The sequence below is a fragment of the Methylobacterium sp. GC_Met_3 genome (assembly GCF_026540775.1).
Lineage (GTDB): Bacteria > Pseudomonadota > Alphaproteobacteria > Rhizobiales > Beijerinckiaceae > Methylobacterium.
This window is the reverse complement of the sequence record NZ_JALNUL010000021.1, coordinates 65370-83509: the sequence shown is the minus strand read 5'-3', so window position 1 is coordinate 83509 and position 18140 is coordinate 65370. Positions and strand designations below refer to the sequence as shown.

The window sequence follows — 18140 nt, the reverse complement described above, 5'->3', positions numbered from 1 at the left end:
CTAGGTCGGCCATCGTCGTAGAGCTAGGTTGTTCACGCACGCGGCCTGCCGCTTGCTCCGCCACCGGCACAGGCCGGCACTGGAACGCGCGTTCGTTTCAGACTGGCACAAAGTCCGATCATGACGGGACGTGGCGCGCCAGATGTTTCATCAACGGATCCCGGAAGCGTTCCAGCCCCTGCCGAGCCCGGCCGAGCGCCGTCGCAGCGTCTGGTCCGGCCTGCTGCCCCGCCGCGGGCGGGCGGCAGCGCGGGCCGCTCTATCGTCGGCCCTCGCCGCCACTGATTTCGCGGCCATCCTGGCGGTCACCCTGTTCATGGAGGCCACCTACGAGATCGCCTACCAAGAGGGAAAATTCGGCGCCGGCAGCGTTCGCGGCCTGCAACTCGCCGCGCTCCTCGGCCTGATCGTCGTGGCCACGAATGCCCTGCGTGCGGAGTACAGCCTCGACACCGTGATCGCGCAGAAGCCGTTCGTCCAGCGGGTGGCCTCCCTGTGGCTGGTGGCCTGGGCCGCCGTGCTGGTCGTCGGGTTCATGACCAAGACCACAGGAGAGTATTCGCGCCTCGTCTCGTTCGGATCCTTCTTCGTCGGGCTGCCGGTCCTGATCCTGAGCCGCGTGGCAGTGACGCGCCTCGTGCGGCAGCGCCTGACGGCCAGCTCGGCCTCGGTCAGCCGCGTTCATCTCGTGGGCTACGAGGAGGACATCACCCGCTTCTACGCCAGCAACGCGATCGACCAGCTCGGCCTGCGGATCGTCGGCACGAGCTACCTGCGCCGCGTCGATTCGGGTGCGGACAATGCAGCCCGGCACGATCAGTTGCAGGAGGATCTCGACCTCGCCGTCTCGGTGGTGCGCTTCCTGCGGCCGGACGACGTGTTCGTCCTCGTGCCGTGGACCGACAACGCCGAAGTCGAGCGCTGCATCGACGCGTTCCTGCGGGTGCCCTCGGCTCTCCACCTGCGGCCCGGCGCGATGCTCGACCGCTTCCCCGACCTGCAGGTCGCCCGGGTCGGCGGCGTCTCCGGCATCAATATCGGCCGCCGGCCGCTCAACCTCGGCGAGATCGTGCTGAAACGGGCGCTCGACCTCACGGTGGCGACGATCGCCCTGGTCGCGCTCTCGCCGTTGCTCGCCGTGATCGCGCTGGCGATCAAGGTCGACAGCCCCGGGCCGGTCTTCTTCCGCCAGAAGCGCTACGGCTTCAATCAGCAGCCCTTCGGCGTGTTCAAGTTCCGCTCGATGCGGACGGAGACGGGCGCCGTGTTCCGGCAGGCCACGCGCAACGACAGCCGGATCACCCGGACCGGCGCGATCCTGCGCCGGACCAATCTCGACGAGTTGCCCCAGCTCCTCAACGTCCTGCTGGGAGAGATGTCGCTGGTCGGGCCGCGCCCCCACGCGCTCGCGCATGACCGGAGCTTCGAGCGGCGGATCGCCCTCTACGCCCGCCGCCACAATGTCCGGCCGGGGATCACCGGCTGGGCGCAGGTCAACGGCTTCCGCGGCGAGACGCTGACCGATCTCGACATGGAGCGCCGCGTCGCCTGCGATCTCCACTACATCGACAACTGGTCGATCTGGTTCGACATCCAGATCATGATCCAGACGCTGATTTCGCGCCGGGCCTACCGGAACGCGTTCTAGAACGCCGGAGGCACGGTCAGGGCGTGCGCTCCCGCTCCCGGCAGGCGCCGCAATCGCCCTCGACCTCCAGGATACTGTGGGTCGGGGTGAAGCCGGCCCGCTCCAGCGTCCGCTCGAGGCCGCCTTCCACATCCGCCGAGGACGTCTCGTCGACCGCGCCGCAGCTGCGGCAGATCAGGAAGATGACCCCCTCCCCGGGGGCGTGGCCGTGCGCGCAGGGGATGAAGGCGTTGCGGCTGGCGATCCGATGGACCAGCCCCTGCTCCATCAGGAAATCGAGGGCGCGATAGACCGAGACCGGCGCCACGCGCTTGCCCGGTGCGCTGAGGCGCTCGGCGATGTCGTAGGCGCCCTGCGCCTTGTCGGACTCGGCCACCGCTTCCAGCACGTCGCGGCGCAGCGGCGTGAACTGCAGCCCACGTTCGCGGCAGAGGGCCTCCGCCCGGGCGAGCATGTCGGGGGCGTCGGACCGACATGCGTCGTGCCCCTCGTGGCGGTGCATGATGGCTCCCATCACAGATCCGCAGGTTGTCCCGCGGGTTTGTTACAGTGTATCACCGCCAGACCGGACCGCACCAGTCTCCCGCACATTCCGCGCACCCGCCCCGCGCCGGCCCGCGCGCGACGAGGACGCCTTGCCCACCAGTTCCCGTATCAGACGCGCGGCCCGGCGGTCCCTGTTCCAGAGCGGGATCGGCCCGCGCCTGGCGCTCGCCGGCAGTCTCTCCGCTCTGGTCTGGCTGACGATCGCCTGGGCGCTGGCGACATGAGTTCCGGGTCGCAAATCCAGGATCCCATTCGCCTCGTCGGCCTGACCCTCGGCTACGATCGGCATCCGGCCATCCACCATCTCGACGGGACCGTGCGCGCCGGCGATCTGCTGGCCCTGGTCGGGCCGAACGGGGCCGGCAAGTCGACGCTGCTCAAGGGCATGGCCGGAGAGATCCCCTGCCTCGACGGGCGCATCGAGCGCAGCGAGGCCGTCGCCTACATGCCGCAGGCCGACGAGATCGACCGCAGCTTCCCGCTGAGCGTGCTGGACCTGGCCGGGATGGGCCTCTGGCGGCGGGCCGGTGCGTGGCGAAGCCTCATCCGGCAGCGGGGCGCCGTCGAGGCCGCGCTCGCGGCGGTCGGCCTCGACGGGTTCGAGGCACGGCCGATCGGCACGCTCTCGGGTGGGCAGTTCCGCCGGGCCCTGTTCGCCCGGCTGATCCTCCAGGATTGCTCCGTGATCCTCCTCGACGAGCCGTTCACCGGGATCGACAACCGGACCGTGGACGATCTGCTGGTGCTGATCCGAACCTGGCACGCGGAGGGCCGCACGATCGTCGCGGCGCTGCACGACCTCGCGCAGGTGCGCGCGCATTTCCCGGCGACGCTGCTCCTGGCCCGCGAGCCCATCGCTTGGGGGCCGACGGCCCGGGTGCTGACATCGGAGAACCTCGCCCGCGCCCGCAACCTCTCCGAGGCGTGGGACGAGGGCGCTCCGATCTGCGCCGGGCCGCGGGCCGAAGCTGCACACGACCACAGTACGCATGATCACGGCGCACACGGCCATCATCACCACGAGGACGCCGCGTGATCGATCCGTTCGGGTCCCTCGTCGCGCCGTTCGTGGAATTCGGCTTCATGCGCCGGGCGCTGGCGGGCTGCCTAGCGCTGTCCGTCTCGGCGCCGCCCGTGGGCGTGTTCCTGACGCTGCGCCGCATGAGCCTGATGAGCGACGCCATGAGCCACGCCATCCTGCCCGGCGCCGCCGCCGGTTTCCTGGTCGCGGGGCTGTCGCTGCCGGCGATGACCCTCGGCGGCCTCGTCGCAGGCCTCGCGGTGGCGCTGCTCGCGGGCGCCGTCACCCGCGCCACGACGGTGCGGGAGGATGCCAACCTCGCGGCCTTCTACCTGATCTCCCTGGCGGGAGGCGTGCTGCTGGTCTCGCTGCGCGGCTCGCAGATCGACCTGATGCATTTCCTGTTCGGCTCGGTCCTCGCGCTGGACGATGCCGCCCTGTGGCTGCTCGGCGGCATCAGCACCCTGACCCTGGTGGCACTCGCGGTGATCTATCGGCCGCTGGTGATGGAATGCGTCGATCCGCTGTTCCTACGCACGGTGAGCCGCAGTGGCGGCCCGGTCCATCTCGCCTTCCTGGCCCTGGTGGTGATCAACCTCGTCGGCGGTTTCCAGGCTCTGGGGACCCTGCTGGCGGTCGGGTTGATGCTGCTCCCGGCGGTAGCGGCCCGATTCTGGGCCCGCGATCTGGGCGGCCTCATCCCGGTCTCGATGCTGATCGCCGCCTTGGCGAGCGTTTCAGGGCTCAGCCTGTCGTATCAATACGACCTGCCGAGCGGTCCGGCCATCGTGCTGGCCGCCGGGGCGCTCTACCTCGCCTCGATGCTGGCCGGTCCGCGCGGCGGGCTGCTCCGCCGCCTCATCCGGCCGCGCCACCTCGAAGCCTGATCAGGACTGATCCTTCAGCGCCGCAAGACCCTCGCGGTAGGTCGGATAGGCGAGATCGACGCCGAGTTCCGCGCGGATCAGCCGGTTCCGCACGCGCTTGTTCTCGCCGTAGAAGCTCCGCGCCATCGGGGAGAGGTCGGCGGTCTCGAAATCGATCGCCGGGGGCAGCGGCAGCCCGGTCAGGGCGGCGGCATGCTCGGTGACCGTCTGGGGCGCGGTCGGCTCATCATCGGTGACGTTGTAGATCGCCCCGCCCCGGGGCCGGTCGATCGAGGCCAGCAGCGTCGTGGCGATGTCGTCGACATGGATGCGATTGAAGACCTGCCCGGCCTTCACGATCCGCTGGGACCGCCCCTCGCGCAGCTTGACGATCGGGTTGCGCCCCGGCCCGTAGATGCCCGACAGGCGGAAGATCTGCACCGCCTTGCCGGTGGCGGCACCGAGCGCCAGCCACCCCGCTTCGGCGTCGAGCCGGACCTTCGAGCGGGTGCTGCGGGGATCTGCGGGCGTGGCTTCGTCGATCCAGGCGCCCTGCTTGTCGCCGTAGACCCCGATGGTCGACAGGTAGCCGATCCAGCCGATCCGGCTCGCCTTGATCGCCGCTTCGTAGCGGTTGAGCACGGGGTCGCCCTGCTCGCCGGGGGGCGCCGAGACGAGGAGCACGTCGGTCTCGGCGAGATCGGCGGCGATGCACGGATCGTCGGCCCGGGGTCCGAAGGCGCGCATGGCGAAACTGGTCTCCGCCGCGAGGCGCTCGGCCGCTGCGGGTTCGGTGACGGTGGCGCGCACGGTGTCGAACCGGTCGCGCGCACGCTCGGCGAAGCGGCCGCCGGTGAAGCCCAGGCCGAAGACGAAGAGATTCATGCGCCGGATGTCTCGCCGGGGCTGCCTCCCGTCAAGCCGATGCGGCCCGCCATTCATCGCGAACATGGAGATCGGTCTCGCCGGCCCCGTGCTGCCGATGCAGAGTCCGGACGGTATCGGGCTCCAGCAACTGCCCGCAGGCCCAGACCGCCATACCGCGCACCAGCGGCGACGCATCGGTCAGCCGTGCGACCGCCATCTCGGCAAGCTCGGGCGACCCGGAATTGCCGATCGCGATCATCACGTTGCGCAGAAAGCGGTCGCGACCGGTCCGCTTGACCGGTGTGCCGGCGAACAGGCTCCGGAAAGCCGCGTCGTCGAGGCCCGCGAGATCCGCAAGCCGCGGCGCGGCGAGATCGGTCCGAGCGGCAAGACGGGTCTCGGCGGCCGTGCGGGCGAACTTGTTCCACGGGCAGACCGCGAGACAATCGTCGCAGCCGAACACCCGATTGCCAATGGCCGGGCGGAGCGCCGCGGGGATCGGCTCGGCATGCTCGATGGTCAGGTACGAGATGCAGCGCCGGGCATCGAGGCGGTAGGGCGCGGGGAACGCATCCGTCGGGCAGATGTCGAGACAGGCGCGGCAGGAGCCGCAATGGTCGCGGCCGGGCGCGTCGGGTTCGAACTCAGCGCTCGTGTAGATCGCCCCGAGGAGGAGCCAGTTGCCGTGCTCGCGGGAGATCAGCACCGTGTGCTTACCCTGCCAGCCGAGCCCGGCGGCCTCGGCCAGCGTCTTCTCCATGACCGGTGCGGTGTCGCAGAAGACCTTCACCAGGACATCACCTTTGGCGGACAGATAGCCGCCGAGTTCTTTGAGCTTGCCCTTCAAAACTTCGTGATAATCCCGCCGTTGGGCATAAGCGGCGACCGCGCCGCGCTCTGTTTGCGCCACGAGCGCCAGCGGATCGTGCTCGGGCCGGTAGCTCATGGCCAGGATCAGGATGCTGCGCAGGCCCGGCCATAGACCGGTCGGACGGGCGCGCTGGTCGGCCCGCTCGGCCATCCAGTCCATGGTGCCGTGGGCGCCCTCGGCGAGCCAGGTCGCGAGGCGATCGGGCATATCCGGCAGGCGATCGGGCCGGGTCACGCGCAGGCCGCAGAAGCCCAGCGACCGAGCCCGGGTCTCGACGAGGCGGCGCAGGTCGGCGCCGATATAAGTCCGTCTGGGGCTCAGAAATCCAGATCCGCGTAGTGGGCGGCGGGCGGCATGCCGGCGACCCGGTCGGCGAGCAGGCCCCGGAACGAGGGCCGCGACTTCACCCGGGCGTACCAGTTCCGGGCCATCTCGTCCTCGTCCCAGGGCACGTCGCCGAGATAATCGACGCAGGAGAGGTGGGCAGCCGCCGCGAGGTCGGCATAGGTCAGGTTGTCGCCCGCGATCCAGCGGCGGCGTGCGATCAGGTAGCCGATGTATTTGAGATGATAGCGAACATTGGCCCGTGCGGCCCGGATCGCGTTCATGTCGGGCGGACCACCGCCCTGGTTCGACGCCATGAAACGCTTCGAGATCTTCTCGTTGACGAGGTAACCCGTCACCTCCGATTCGAACTTCACCAGGAACCAGTCGAGCAGCCGCCGCACCTCGACCCGGTCCACCGTATCGTCCGGCAACAGGCGACGTCCGGTGAGGCCGAGCCCGCGGGTCTCGTCGAGGTATTCGGCGATCACGCCCGCGCCGGGCACCACGAGGCCGTTCTGCTCCAGCAGCACGGGCGTGACGCCCGCCGGATTGATCAGCAGGAAATCATCCCGGCGCTCCCAGGGCCGTTCCTCGAACAGAGTCGGCTCCATGCCCATCTCGGCGAGCACGAGACGGATGAACCGGGAATTCGCGCAGAAGGGGAAGTGGTAGAGGGTCGCCATCGAGGCCGTTTGGGACGTTCGGTCGGGCAGCGCGGTCGGTCCCGCGCTCGGCGAGGGTCCTGAAGCGCAGGTCTTCGGCGCGCAGGACTTCGGACCGAGCGTTATTGCCCGACCGTTGCCGAGCCCTTAACACGCGCAGCCGGTATCGGTAACCGCCCGTCAATCCTGATAGGCGAACCCTCCGGCCAACCCTACAGGCAACGCGGCGTGCCCGGCACGGGCCGGCGCGCGCCCGCGGCACAGGACGTGACGATGGATCCGGTAAGCATCGGCAAGGCAGTGCTGCTCGCGCTGGTTGAGGGCGCGACCGAGTTCATTCCGGTCTCCTCCACCGGGCACCAGCTGCTGGTGGGCCATTTCATCGGGTTCCACTCGCCCAACAACACCTTCGAGGTGCTGATCCAGCTCGGCGCGATCCTGGCGATCCTGCTGGTCTATTTCCGCCGCCTGCTGGGCATCGCCACCGCGCTGCCGAACGATCCCAAGGCCCGCCGCTTCGTGCTGGGCATCCTGGTGGCGTTCCTGCCGGCCGCGATCATCGGCGGCCTCTTCTCGAAGGTGATCAAGGCGTATCTGTTCAACCCCTGGATCGTCTGCGCGACCCTGGTGGCGGGCGGCCTCGTGCTGCTCGTCATCGACGACACCGACCTGAAGGTCCGCAAGACCGACGTTTACGACTTCTCGCTGCCGATGGACCTGAAGATCGGCATCTTCCAGTGTCTGGCGATGATCCCCGGTGTGTCGCGCTCCGGCGCCACCATCGTGGGGGCGATGCTGATGGGGGCCGACAAGCGTTCGGCCACCGAGTTCTCGTTCTACCTCGCCATGCCCACCATGGCGGGCGCGTTCGCCAAGGACCTGCTGGACAACTACAAATATCTGTCGAGTGACGATGTCGGCCTGATCGCGATCGGCTTCGTCGTCTCGTTCATCTCGGCGCTGCTCGTGGTGCGGCTGCTGCTCGATTACGTCTCCCGGCACGGCTTCTGGCTGTTCGCGTGGTGGCGGATCATCGTCGGCGCACTGGGTTTTGCGGGCCTGATCATTTTCGGTTGATGCGTCCGGTCGTTCGACCAAGGCGGACGGCCGGAATCCAATTGCGTCAAAACTGGCTCACGCGGGGCTCAAGCTTTCCTCAACCATCGGGCGATTGCCACCGGCGAGGCGGCATGCGAGGCAATCCCATGAAAGCGGCGCTCGAGACGTCGCGTTCTGGGACGATCCGATGGAAGACAGACCGCTCGCCGAACTCTTCGAGCCCGCAGACCGGGCGCGCTGGCTCGGCCTCGTCGAAGGCGTCCTGAAGGGCGCCGATTTCGAGAAACGGCTGGTCTCCCGGACGGCAGATGGGCTCCGGATCGAGCCGCTCTACAGCTCGGCCGCGCCGATCGCCCAACCGGTGCGCGAGCCTGGTCCGTGGCGGATCGCCCAGCGGATGGATCATCCGGATATCGCGACCGCCAACGCCCAGGCGCTGACCGATCTCGAAGGCGGCGCGGACGCGCTCGTCATGGCCTTCGCGGGTGCCCCCAGCGCACGCGGCTACGGAGTGACGGTTGCGAGCGTCGAGGACCTCGACGCCGCGCTGACGGGCGTGATGCTGCCCTTGATCAACCTGCGCGTAGATGCCGGCAGCCGGGGGCTCGAAGCGGCCCACCTCGTCAAGGCGCTGGCCGAGCGGCGCGGCGAGGATCTGGCGACCTACGATGTCGATCTCGGGATCGATCCCGTCGGCGTGCTGGCAGCGTCCGGCAGCCTGGGCGCCGTCTGGAGCGAGATCGCTCCGCGGCTGGCCGGGATCGCGGCAGAGCTGGAGACGGCGGGTTTCCGGGGACGGGCCTTCCTGGCCGACGGGCGCCCGTATCATGAGGCCGGGGCCGGCGAGGCGGCGGAGCTGGGGGCCGTGCTCGCCACCGCGGTGACGTATCTTCGCGCCCTCGAAGCCGCCGGACACGACCTCGACACGGCCCGATCGCGCATCGCATTCCTGCTGGCGGCTGATGCCGACGAGTTCGTCACGGTCGCGAAGTTCCGCGCGTTGCGGCGCCTCTGGGCGCGGGTCGAGCAGGCCTGCGGGCTCGAGCCGAAGCCGCTGCGTCTCCACGCCGAGACCGCGTGGCGGATGATGACCAAGCGCGACCCGTTCGTGAATATCCTGCGCACCGGGATGGCGGCGGCCTCGGCCGGGATGGGCGGCGCCGACAGCGTGGCGGTCCTGCCCTACACGCAGGCGCTCGGGCTGCCGGATGCCTTCGCCCGGCGCGTGGGTCGCAACAGCCAGATCGTATTGCTCGAGGAATCACACCTCGCCCGCGTCAGCGATCCTGCGGCGGGCGCCGGTGGGTTCGAGGCGCTGACCGCGGAAATCGCCGAGGCCGCCTGGGCGGCGTTCCAGGCGATCGAGGCCGAGGGCGGCATCGTCGCCTCCCTCAGCGTCGGCAAGCTGCAGCGGCGGATCGAAGCGATCCGCGAGACGCGCACGAAAGCCGTAGCGACCCGCCGGGAAGCGCTCACCGGCGCTAGCGAATTTCCGAACCTCGCCGAGAAGCCGGTCACGGTGCTCGACGTGCCGAAGGTCGCGCCGCCCCTCGGGTCCAATTTTGGGCCCGGTTCGGCGGTCGCCTGCGATGCCCTGCCGTCCCAGCGCCTCGCGGAGCCCTACGAGGCCCTGCGCGACGCCTCCGATGCCTATCACGCCACGGCCGGCCGCCGGCCGGCCGTGTTCCTGGCCAACCTCGGTTCGGTGGCGGCGTTCAACGCCCGGGCGACCTTCGCGGCCAACGCCTTCGCGGCCGGCGGCATCGAAGCCCTGTCGAATGACGGCTTCCCCGATGCCGAATCCGCAGCGGCGGCGTTCCGGGAATCCGGAGCTCCGCTCGCCTGCATCTGCTCGACCGACGCGATCTATGCCGAGCGCGCCATCGAAACCGCGGAGGCCCTGGCGCGGGCTGGCGCGGGCGTGATCTACCTCGCGGGAAAGCCGGCCGACCTGGCCGAGCCGCTGAAGCAGGCGGGCGTGCAGACCTTCCTGCATGCCGGGTGCGACCTGCTTACCGTGCTGAATGGAGCTTTACGCGCGGCCATGAAGCCGCCCTCGCGGACGGCCTAGTCCGGGTACCATTCCCACCACGATGCGCAGGCGGCTCGGCCGGTACGGGTTCAAGACTGGCACACCCGAATGCCGCGGCCATCGGAGCGCCGAGCGCCGCCGCTGAGGCTGCGACATCCTGTCATGGAACGATCGAGCTCCGGCCTGAAATGCGGCCGCCCAAGTGCCGAGCCAGCCGCGTTCCCGACGCAATCATGAGGGAATGCTGAACGCGGTTCGGATCCCCGACGAGGCCGCCGCATGAAAACTTCGATCCTCGCGTCCCTCACCCTCCTCGCGCTCGTTTCGACGGCGCAGGCGCGCCCGCATCGACACCCGGCCGCACCGACGGTGAACCCGGCCGAGGCCGAGAAGACGCTGGCTCCGCTACGGCAGGCCGCGACGATCTGCTTCGCCGACACGGTCCTGTCGAACCCCAAGGCCACCGCCGAGGCGCGTGCCGGCCGCTGGTACGAGGCCGTGGGCATCACGGGCTTTCTGTGCCGCCCGGAGGTCGCCGCGATGATCCAGGCGCATGACCGGCTCTACGGAGCGAAGACCGGCGAACGCTACTTCAAGAGCGCCTACGTCAAGCATCTCGACCAGCAGCTCGCCGAGCGTCTCCAGCCGATGCTGCTCCACAAGGCCGTCGCCAGCGCCGAGCCGCCGGTCGATAAGACCGCCGAGGACAGTGCTGCGGGCAACTGAGCCGGCATCTCTCAGGTCAGAAGCGAGTTGGCGATGCCCTACGAGCTTCACTACTGGCCGATGATCCAGGGGCGCGGCGAGTTCGTCCGCCTCGCCCTGGAAGAAGCTGGCGCCGACTATGTCGACGTCGCCCGCCAGGACGACGATGCTGGTGGAATCGGTCCGATGCTGGATCGCCTGTCGGACCCTGCGAACCCGCGCCCGCCCTTCGCGCCGCCCTTCCTGCGCGACGGTGATCGCGTGATCGGGCAGACGGCCGCGATCCTGCTGCATCTCGGCCAGCGCCTCGGTCTGGCGGGCAACGGCGAGCGGGACCGGATCTGGACGCACCAGCTTCAGCTCACCATCGCGGACGCCGTGGACGAGGTGCACGACACCCACCATCCGCTCGGCGTCGATCTCTATTACACCGATCAGAAGACCGAGGCTCTGCGCCGGGCGGCCGGGTTCCGGACGACCCGGATGCCCAAGTTTTTCGGCTATTTCGAACGCGTTCTGGCCGCCAATGGCGGTGCGCACTTGGTCGGCGCGGATCTGACCTACGCCGACCTGTCGCTGTTCCAGCTCGTCGATGGGCTAACCTACGCCTTCCCGAAGGGGACGTCGGCGGCGCTACAGGCTGCGCCCTGTGTGGAACGGCTGCACGACACCGTGGCGCGGCGCCCGCGGATCGCCACCTATCTGGCGAGCGAGCGCCGAATCCCGTTCAGCGAGGACGGCATTTTCCGGCGGTATCCCGAACTCGACGGCTAACGCGACACGTCCACTCGCCCGCGCGGGCTACCGGATTCACAAATCTCGATCGGCCCTTGGGGCTCTCGGATAAGGCGCGGGCCCCCTCTCCTAGAGGGAGAGGAGGCCGGTCGCGCCCTCACGCCAGCGGTGGCATCCACCGGAGATGTGTGAATAGCGTAGGCTCTCCGGGGAGGGAGACGCGGCGTCGAAGACGCAGTTTTCGGCCGAACAGGCTCCGCTCAGAACGGCAGCTTCATCCCGGGCGGCAGGGGCAGCCCCTTTGTCAGCTCGGCCATGTGCTCCTGCATCGTCGCTTCCGCCTTGCCGCGGGCATCGTTGCAGGCCGCAACCACCAGATCCTCCAGGATCTCGCGCTCGTCCGGCACCATCAGGGACGGATCGATCGTGATCCCCTTCATCTGGCCCTTGGCCGTCATGGTGACCCGCACCGAGCCACCGCCAGAGGCGCCGGTGACTTCGATCTGATCCATCTCGGCCTGCAGGTTGGCCATCTTCTCCTGCATGGCCTGGGCCTGCTTCATGATGCCCATCAGGTCACGCATGCGGATCTCTCCCCGTTCTGTCGTCGTCTGATCTGGGTACGAGCCGGCCGGCCCGCCAGCTATGGCCGGCCGGAGCCTCAGCTTTCGTCGTCCCCGAGCTCATCCACCCGGGCGGCGTCGCCCTCGCCGAGGATCTCCTGCTCGGGGGTGGGCAAAGCCTCAGCGGCGGTGTCGCGCACGTCGACGATTTCGGCGCCGGGAAAGCGCGTCAGCACCTCGCGCACGAACGGATCGGCCGCGGCGTTCTCCCGGCGCGTCTCGACCACGGCCCGGGCCGCCGCATCGCGGGTCGGTTCGCCCGCCTCTTTCGAGAGCGCGACGATCCAGCGCCGCCCGATCCAGCGCTCGATCGCGGCCGCGAGGTCGGTGGCGAGGCTCGCCCGCCCCCCTTGAGCGAGGCGGAACTCGATCCGCCCCTCCTCGAAGCGCACCAGATGGACATCCCGCTCAAGCGCCGTTCGCAGCAGGATATCGCGATTGGCATCCGCCAGCGCGATCAGATCCTCGAACCGGCCGAGCCGCGGCGTCGGCGGCGCGACGGGGGCGGGTGGCGCGACGGGTGCGGCCATCGCCACCGGAGCAGCCTCAAGGATCGGTTCCGCCAACATCGTCCGGGGCGCGGCCGCCAGTGCCGCTGAGCCGCCCCCGCGCAGGTCCGGGATCGGCGGCAGCGCCGGGCGCGCCAGCGCCGGCGGCTCGTCAGCGGGCGCTGCGGCGGCTTCGGCCTTGAGCTGGCGCAGGGCCTCGTCCGGGGTCGGGAGGTCGGCCGCATAGGCGAGGCGCACGATCGCCATCTCGGCCGCCGCCAGGGGGCGCGGCGCGGCCTGCACTTCGGGGATCGCCTTGAGCAGGATCTGCCACGCCCGCGACAGGGCGCGGATCGAGAGCTTCTCGGCGAACTGGCCGCCCCGGACGCGTTCGGTCTCGCTGAGCGTCGGGTCCTGGGCGGTTTCGGGCACCACCTTCAGCCGGGTGACGAGATGCGTGAAGGCCGCGAGGTCCGAGAGCACCACCGAGGGGTCGGCGCCGGAATCGTACTGCGCCCGCAACTCCGCAAAGGCCGCCGGCACGGAGCCGCGCATCACCGCCTCGAACAGGTCGAGGATCCGCGCGCGGTCGGCGAGCCCCAGCATGTCGCGCACGCTCTGCGCGGTGACGGCCCCGGCGCCGTGCGCGATGGCCTGATCGAGGAGCGAGAGCGCATCGCGCACCGACCCTTCCGCGGCGCGCACGATCGCGCCCAACGCCTCGTCCTCCGCCTCGACCTTCTCGGCCGCGCAGACCTTGGCGAGATGCGCGTGCAGGACCGGCGCCTCGACTCGGCGCAGGTCGAACCGTTGGCAGCGGGACAGGATCGTCACCGGGACCTTGCGGATCTCCGTGGTTGCGAACACGAATTTCGCGTGGGGCGGCGGCTCCTCCAGCGTCTTCAGGAAGGCGTTGAACGCCTTCTCGGAGAGCATGTGGACCTCGTCGACGATGTAGACCTTGTAGCGCGCCGAGACTGGTCCGTAGCGGATGCCGTCGATGATCGCGCGTACGTCGTCGATGCCGGTATGCGAGGCCGCATCCATCTCCAGCACGTCCATGTGCCGGGATTCCATGATGGCCGCGCAGTGCAGGCCGAGTTGCGGCATCGCCACGGTCGGGCCGGTCTCGGGCTGGCCAGCGAGGGCGTAGTTGAGGCCGCGGGCGAGGATGCGGGCCGTGGTGGTCTTGCCGACCCCGCGCACGCCGGTCAGCATCCAGGCCTGCGGGATGCGGTTGGCCGCGAACCCGTTGGCGAGGGTGCGGACCATCGCCTCCTGGCCGATCAGGTCGCCGAAATGGGTGGGGCGGTATTTGCGCGCGAGGACCCGGTAGGGCGTCGCTGCAGCGGCGGGCGCTGCAAACCCGGGCAGGCCCGGCTCGTCGTCAGGCGTGCCGGTCGAAGCGTCCATGCCGGTCGGGATCGGGCTGCCGCGCGAGAATGAGGTGGGAGGCTGGACGAAGACCCGCTCGGTCTCGTTAGGGCTGCTTCCTTCCGGACCTGACCCGGTTGGCGAGTGAAACGTCCCTCGCCAACCCCCCGCCGGCTATATGGCCGGGCCGTGCCCCGAACGCAAGCGCTGCCTACTCGGCCTTGCGCTTCACGATGGCGAGCGTCTTCGGATCGAGCTTCAGGTCGAACTTCTTGCCGTTGGCATCGATGGCGTCGTCGACCTCGATCATACCGTCGTCGAGTTCGATCTCGTCCCACTTGGTGAAGCCCTCCTGCTTCAGCATGGCCTCGACCTTGGCCTGCTGATCGGGCGCCAGCTTTTCGTCGGCCCGGGCAGCGATGCCGAGGCCGGCCAGAAGCGCGAGGGCGAGAAAGGGCGTGGCGCGATGCATGGGCGTTCTCCATCCGATTGCGTGTCGACTTTGAACAGGAATGCGGCAGTCCTGTTCCGCTCGGCCGAGCATCCTCTTGAGCGCCCTGCGATTCTCCCGCACAGCTAAGCCAGTCCGTGCGTCGAGGATTCGTCACCTATGGTCACCCGCGTCGCCACCGTGGCCTTCGAGGGCATCGAGGCGCGGGCGGTGGACGTGCAGGTCCAGATCATCCCGGGCTCGGTGGTGTTCAACGTGGTCGGCCTGCCCGACAAGGCGGTGGGCGAATCCCGCGAGCGGGTGCGCGGCGCGCTGATCGCCTCCGGCCTCGCGCTGCCGGCCAAGCGCATCACCGTCAACCTCGCCCCAGCCGACCTGCCGAAGGAAGGCTCGCATTACGACCTGCCGATCGCGCTCGGCGTGATGGCGGCGATCGGCGCGATCCCGGCGGACGCGCTCGGCGGCTATTGCGTGCTCGGCGAACTCGCGCTGGACGGCAGCATCACGGCGGTGAACGGCGTGCTCCCGGCGGCCATCGCGGCGGCGGCGCGGGGTCTCGGGCTGATCTGCCCGGCCTCGACCGGGCCGGAAGCCGCCTGGGCGGGCGGCGATCTCGACGTGCTGGCCCCGCGCTCGCTGATCCAGCTCGCCAACCATTTCAAGGGCAGCCAGGTCATGGCCCGGCCGGAACCCTCGGTGGCGGGTCAGGCCGGTCCGCTGCCGGATCTCGCCGACATCAAGGGCCAGGAGGGCGCCAAACGCGCCCTGGAGATCGCCGCGGCGGGGGGACACAACCTGCTGATGAACGGGCCGCCGGGCTCGGGCAAGTCGATGTTGGCCGCCCGCCTGCCCTCGATCCTGCCGCCGCTCGGGCCGCGCGAGTTGCTCGACATCTCGATGATCCAGTCGGTCGCGGGCGCGTTGAAGGACGGCGCCCTCTCGAACCGCCGGCCCTTCCGGCAGCCGCACCATTCCGCCTTGATGGCGGCTCTGGTCGGCGGCGGGCTCGGAGCAAAGCCGGGGGAGGTGTCGCTGGCCCATGGCGGGGTGCTGTTCCTCGACGAATTGCCCGAGTTCAACCCCCAGGCGCTCGACAGCCTGCGCCAGCCCATGGAAACCGGCGAGGTCATGATCGCCCGGGCCAATCACCGGGTGACGTATCCGGCCCGCTTCCAGGTGGTCGCTGCGATGAACCCGTGCCGCTGCGGCCAGGGCCTGGAGCCGGGCTACGCCTGCCGGCGTGGCCCGAACGATCGCTGCATGGCGCAATATCAAGCGCGGATTTCCGGGCCCCTCCTCGACCGGATCGACCTGCGCATTGAGGTACCGGCGGTCACCGCGGCCGACCTGATCCTGCCTCCGCCTGCGGAAGGGTCCCGTGAAGCGGCCGCCCGCGTCGCCGCGGCCCGCGCCCTCCAGACGGCGCGCTTCGGCGAGCGCGGGCTGCCGGCGGCCACCACCAACGCCACCTGTCCCGCGAACCTGATCGAACAGGTCGCGAGCCCAGACGCCGATGGGACGGCACTGATTCGGCAGGCCGCCGAGAGCATGCGTCTCTCGGCCCGCGGCTTCCATCGCACGCTGCGCGTCGCCCGGACGCTGGCCGACCTCGACGGCGAAGCGCAGGTGCGTCGGCTGCATCTTGCCGAGGCCCTGTCCTATCGGGGCCGGGGCGACAGCGCGGCGGCAGCCGCTTGAGCGCCGAACCCGCCCGCGGCCTCACGGTCACGATCGGCCAGCACAGTGCCGCCGGCCAAAAAGCCGAGAACCAGGATTTCCACGGCGCCCTCGTGCCAGCGCAGCCCGCACTCGGCCTGAAGGGCATCGCGGTGGCGCTCGCCGACGGGATCAGCAGCAGCGCGGCCGGCGCGGCGGCGAGCGAGACCGCAGTCAAGAGCGTCCTCAGCGACTATTACGCCACGCCCGACACGTGGTCGGTGAAGCATGCCGCGCAGCGGGTGATCGCGGCGGCCGATTCCTGGCTCTACGCCCAGACCCGGCGGGGCCTCGATCCCAACGATGCCGACCGCGGCTACGTCACCACCTTCGACGCGCTGATCCTGAAGGGGCGGACCGCCCACCTCTTCCATGTCGGCGACGCCCGGATCTGGCGGGTCTCGGGCCGGTCCCTCGAACAGCTCACCGAGGATCACCGCGTGGTGGTCTCGGCTGCAGAATCCTATCTCGGCCGGGCCCTCGGCGTGACCGGCCGGGCGGAGATCGATTACCAGACGCTCGCCGTCGAGGCCGGCGACATCTTCGTGCTCACGACGGATGGCGTCCACGAGCATGTCCGGCCGCGGGAGGTCGTGGCCGCGATCTTGGCGGCGGACGATCTCGATGCGGCGGCCCGCACCATCGTCGAGGCGGCACTGGCGGCCGGCAGCCCGGACAACCTCACGATCCAGATCGTCTGGGTCGAGGCCGTGCCGGAGGGCGAGGCTGCCGACCTCCTCGGCGACGTTGAGGGGCTCGATCCGGCGCCGCTGCTCGATCCGCCGGCCGAATTCGACGGCTACCGCCTCCTGCGGATTCTCCATTCCGGCCCGCGCAGCCGCGTCTATCTCGCGGAGGACGGCGAGACCGGGGGGCGGGTCGCCCTGAAGGTGCTGTCCCTCGATTTGCGTGACGATCCGGCCCAGCGCAAACGCTTCGCCCTGGAGGAGTGGATCGCCCGGCGGATCGACAACCCACACGTGCTCAAGGCCCAGCCGCCGGCGCGGCGGCGCAGCCACCTCTACACGGTGATGCGCTACGTCGAGGGCCAGACGCTGACCCAGTGGATGCGCGACCACGCCGCCCCCGAGTTGGAGACCGTGCGCGGCCTCGTGGAGCAACTCGCGAAGGGCGTGCAGGCTTTCCACCGGAAGGAGATGGTCCACCAGGACCTCCGGCCCGACAACGTCCTGATCGACTCAAGCGGGATCGTGCAGGTGATCGATTTCGGCGCCACCCAGGTCGCCGGCGTCGTCGAGGGCGATCCGCGGATCGACCCCACCGAAATCCTCGGGACGGTGCAGTACACGGCGCCGGAATGCTTTCTCGGCGCGCCGTCCATCGCGGCCTCCGACGTGTTCTCGGTGGGCGTCATTGCCTATCAGATGCTGACCGGGCGGCTGCCTTACGGCGATGCCGTGCCGCGGGCCCGCAGCCCGGCGGCCCAGCGCAGGCTGCGCTATGCCTCGGCGCTCACCGTGCGGCCGCTGCTCCCGGCTTGGGTCGACGGCGCGCTGCGGAAGGCTGTGCATCCGGATCCGTTCAAGCGCTATCAGACCGTATCGGAATTGATCCACGACCTGCGCTATCCGAACCCGGCCTTCACCGACGCCCGCCGGCCCGCCCTGCTGGAGCGGGATCCGCTGATGTTCTGGCGGTTGCTGTCGTTGGTTCTGGGGATCGTCGCGTTGACGCTGGCGGGGATCCTGATCGCGCATCTGCCGAGATGAGTGCAGGGATTTAGACCTCTCAGCCTAAGCTTAACGCTCCGAAATCGAATCGCGTTTCCCCTCCTCCTTGCGGGCTACGATGTTCACACTTCGCAGTCCCGAACCGCCACGCGCCCTCCCCCCTCTGCGGGGGAGGGAGGACCCGCCTCGGCTCATCGTTCTTGACAATGTTCCTATTTTGTGCTCATTAGCCGCCACCTGTCCGCGGCGGCCTGGGAGCGATCCCGGGGCGTCCTTCGGGGGCCCGCCCGGTGGCTGACCGTGCGGGTCCGGGGACGGGGCGGTGCCCGCGTCGGTGGCTCTCAGCCGCCATCGCCCCGGGCGGCGGACCGGTACGGGGCGTGCCTCGGATGCGGGCGTGAGACCGGGCGGCAGTTTGCCCGGCGGGGGGAGGAAATGCCCCCCGCGCCGACCCGCGT

The 18140-nt window shown here is 69.8% G+C and carries 17 protein-coding genes and 1 other RNA gene; 10 read left to right on the top strand and 8 right to left on the bottom strand.

Going from position 1 to position 18140, the window contains the following annotated elements:
* The first annotated feature begins 142 nt into the window (after nt 1-142).
* The gene (locus OXS27_RS21230) at nt 143-1648 is read left to right on the top strand and encodes an exopolysaccharide biosynthesis polyprenyl glycosylphosphotransferase (RefSeq protein WP_267358556.1); all 1506 of its coding nucleotides are present in this window, start codon (nt 143-145) and stop codon (nt 1646-1648) included.
* Between the two features lie 16 nt (nt 1649-1664).
* Here OXS27_RS21230 and OXS27_RS21225 read toward each other — a convergent pair whose 3' ends face one another.
* Complete coding sequence (locus OXS27_RS21225; protein WP_243922849.1) at nt 1665-2150, bottom strand: transcriptional repressor; 486 nt, start codon at nt 2148-2150, stop codon at nt 1665-1667.
* A gap of 133 nt (nt 2151-2283) precedes the next feature.
* Here OXS27_RS21225 and OXS27_RS21220 point away from each other — a divergent pair, with 133 nt between their 5' ends.
* The 3 genes from OXS27_RS21220 to OXS27_RS21210 are packed head-to-tail and all read left to right on the top strand — an operon-like array spanning nt 2284 to nt 4102.
* On the top strand, nt 2284-2418 hold the full coding sequence (locus OXS27_RS21220) for a hypothetical protein (protein WP_267358555.1): 135 nt from the start codon (nt 2284-2286) through the stop codon (nt 2416-2418).
* Nucleotides 2415-3230 carry an ABC transporter ATP-binding protein gene (locus tag OXS27_RS21215; RefSeq protein WP_267358554.1) on the top strand — a complete coding sequence of 272 codons (816 nt, stop codon included), beginning with the start codon at nt 2415-2417 and terminating at the stop codon, nt 3228-3230. The genes OXS27_RS21220 and OXS27_RS21215 overlap by 4 nt, the downstream gene beginning before the upstream one ends.
* Nucleotides 3231-3277: 47 nt before the next feature.
* On the top strand, nt 3278-4102 hold the full coding sequence (locus tag OXS27_RS21210; RefSeq protein ID WP_243922881.1) for a metal ABC transporter permease: 825 nt from the start codon (nt 3278-3280) through the stop codon (nt 4100-4102).
* Here OXS27_RS21210 and OXS27_RS21205 read toward each other — a convergent pair whose 3' ends face one another.
* The 3 genes from OXS27_RS21205 to OXS27_RS21195 are packed head-to-tail and all read right to left on the bottom strand — an operon-like array spanning nt 4103 to nt 6829.
* Nucleotides 4103-4966: an SDR family oxidoreductase gene (locus tag OXS27_RS21205; RefSeq protein WP_267358553.1), complete on the bottom strand. Its 864-nt coding sequence runs from the start codon at nt 4964-4966 to the stop codon at nt 4103-4105.
* A gap of 31 nt (nt 4967-4997) precedes the next feature.
* Complete coding sequence (gene queG, locus OXS27_RS21200; protein WP_346733027.1) at nt 4998-6107, bottom strand: tRNA epoxyqueuosine(34) reductase QueG; 1110 nt, start codon at nt 6105-6107, stop codon at nt 4998-5000.
* Between the two features lie 29 nt (nt 6108-6136).
* Nucleotides 6137-6829: a glutathione S-transferase family protein gene (locus OXS27_RS21195; RefSeq protein WP_267358552.1), complete on the bottom strand. Its 693-nt coding sequence runs from the start codon at nt 6827-6829 to the stop codon at nt 6137-6139.
* Nucleotides 6830-7081: 252 nt separating this feature from the next.
* Between OXS27_RS21195 and OXS27_RS21190 the strand changes: the two genes are divergently transcribed.
* The 4 genes from OXS27_RS21190 (at nt 7082) to OXS27_RS21175 (ending at nt 11378) form a co-directional block, all read left to right on the top strand.
* Nucleotides 7082-7885, top strand: coding sequence for an undecaprenyl-diphosphate phosphatase (locus tag OXS27_RS21190; protein WP_243922853.1), 804 nt, complete (start codon nt 7082-7084; stop codon nt 7883-7885).
* Between the two features lie 169 nt (nt 7886-8054).
* Complete coding sequence (locus OXS27_RS21185; protein ID WP_267358551.1) at nt 8055-9938, top strand: methylmalonyl-CoA mutase family protein; 1884 nt, start codon at nt 8055-8057, stop codon at nt 9936-9938.
* Between the two features lie 240 nt (nt 9939-10178).
* Nucleotides 10179-10625 carry a hypothetical protein gene (locus OXS27_RS21180; RefSeq protein WP_267358550.1) on the top strand — a complete coding sequence of 149 codons (447 nt, stop codon included), beginning with the start codon at nt 10179-10181 and terminating at the stop codon, nt 10623-10625.
* Between the two features lie 33 nt (nt 10626-10658).
* The gene (locus OXS27_RS21175) at nt 10659-11378 is read left to right on the top strand and encodes a glutathione S-transferase (protein WP_267358549.1); all 720 of its coding nucleotides are present in this window, start codon (nt 10659-10661) and stop codon (nt 11376-11378) included.
* 221 nt (nt 11379-11599) lie between these two features.
* Here the strand turns inward: OXS27_RS21175 and OXS27_RS21170 are convergent, their stop codons facing one another.
* The 4 genes from OXS27_RS21170 to OXS27_RS21155 all read right to left on the bottom strand — a co-directional run bounded on the left by OXS27_RS21170 (nt 11600) and on the right by OXS27_RS21155 (nt 14296).
* Nucleotides 11600-11923, bottom strand: coding sequence for a YbaB/EbfC family nucleoid-associated protein (locus tag OXS27_RS21170; RefSeq protein WP_244003261.1), 324 nt, complete (start codon nt 11921-11923; stop codon nt 11600-11602).
* 77 nt (nt 11924-12000) lie between these two features.
* Nucleotides 12001-13863 (bottom strand): DNA polymerase III subunit gamma/tau, encoded by a 1863-nt coding sequence (locus OXS27_RS21165; protein WP_267358548.1) that lies wholly within the window; start codon nt 13861-13863, stop codon nt 12001-12003.
* A 32-nt stretch (nt 13864-13895) separates the two neighbouring features.
* An RNA gene (ffs, locus tag OXS27_RS21160) (signal recognition particle sRNA small type) lies at nt 13896-13994 on the bottom strand.
* A gap of 41 nt (nt 13995-14035) precedes the next feature.
* Nucleotides 14036-14296 carry a PepSY domain-containing protein gene (locus tag OXS27_RS21155; RefSeq protein ID WP_243922861.1) on the bottom strand — a complete coding sequence of 87 codons (261 nt, stop codon included), beginning with the start codon at nt 14294-14296 and terminating at the stop codon, nt 14036-14038.
* Between the two features lie 138 nt (nt 14297-14434).
* Between OXS27_RS21155 and OXS27_RS21150 the strand changes: the two genes are divergently transcribed.
* Both OXS27_RS21150 and OXS27_RS21145 read left to right on the top strand, forming a co-directional pair.
* Nucleotides 14435-15973 (top strand): YifB family Mg chelatase-like AAA ATPase, encoded by a 1539-nt coding sequence (locus OXS27_RS21150; RefSeq protein ID WP_267358547.1) that lies wholly within the window; start codon nt 14435-14437, stop codon nt 15971-15973.
* Entirely contained in the window at nt 15970-17721 is a 1752-nt protein-coding gene (locus OXS27_RS21145) for a bifunctional protein-serine/threonine kinase/phosphatase (protein WP_267358546.1), read from the top strand. Before OXS27_RS21150 ends, OXS27_RS21145 begins: the two co-directional genes overlap by 4 nt.
* The last annotated feature ends 419 nt before the right edge of the window (nt 17722-18140 follow it).

What these genes read in the sequence shown, in the direction of transcription:
- OXS27_RS21195 (WP_267358552.1), bottom strand. Translation starts at nt 6,829, where the DNA reads ATGGCGACCCTCTACCACTTCCCCTTCTGCGCGAATTCCCGGTTCATC.
- OXS27_RS21180 (WP_267358550.1), top strand. Translation starts at nt 10,179, where the DNA reads ATGAAAACTTCGATCCTCGCGTCCCTCACCCTCCTCGCGCTCGTTTCG.
- OXS27_RS21225 (WP_243922849.1), bottom strand. Translation starts at nt 2,150, where the DNA reads ATGCACCGCCACGAGGGGCACGACGCATGTCGGTCCGACGCCCCCGAC.
- OXS27_RS21150 (WP_267358547.1), top strand. Translation starts at nt 14,435, where the DNA reads ATGGTCACCCGCGTCGCCACCGTGGCCTTCGAGGGCATCGAGGCGCGG.
- OXS27_RS21230 (WP_267358556.1), top strand. Translation starts at nt 143, where the DNA reads ATGTTTCATCAACGGATCCCGGAAGCGTTCCAGCCCCTGCCGAGCCCG.
- OXS27_RS21155 (WP_243922861.1), bottom strand. Translation starts at nt 14,296, where the DNA reads ATGCATCGCGCCACGCCCTTTCTCGCCCTCGCGCTTCTGGCCGGCCTC.
- OXS27_RS21205 (WP_267358553.1), bottom strand. Translation starts at nt 4,966, where the DNA reads ATGAATCTCTTCGTCTTCGGCCTGGGCTTCACCGGCGGCCGCTTCGCC.
- OXS27_RS21170 (WP_244003261.1), bottom strand. Translation starts at nt 11,923, where the DNA reads ATGCGTGACCTGATGGGCATCATGAAGCAGGCCCAGGCCATGCAGGAG.
- OXS27_RS21190 (WP_243922853.1), top strand. Translation starts at nt 7,082, where the DNA reads ATGGATCCGGTAAGCATCGGCAAGGCAGTGCTGCTCGCGCTGGTTGAG.
- OXS27_RS21165 (WP_267358548.1), bottom strand. Translation starts at nt 13,863, where the DNA reads ATGGACGCTTCGACCGGCACGCCTGACGACGAGCCGGGCCTGCCCGGG.
- OXS27_RS21215 (WP_267358554.1), top strand. Translation starts at nt 2,415, where the DNA reads ATGAGTTCCGGGTCGCAAATCCAGGATCCCATTCGCCTCGTCGGCCTG.
- OXS27_RS21175 (WP_267358549.1), top strand. Translation starts at nt 10,659, where the DNA reads ATGCCCTACGAGCTTCACTACTGGCCGATGATCCAGGGGCGCGGCGAG.
- OXS27_RS21210 (WP_243922881.1), top strand. Translation starts at nt 3,278, where the DNA reads ATGCGCCGGGCGCTGGCGGGCTGCCTAGCGCTGTCCGTCTCGGCGCCG.
- OXS27_RS21185 (WP_267358551.1), top strand. Translation starts at nt 8,055, where the DNA reads ATGGAAGACAGACCGCTCGCCGAACTCTTCGAGCCCGCAGACCGGGCG.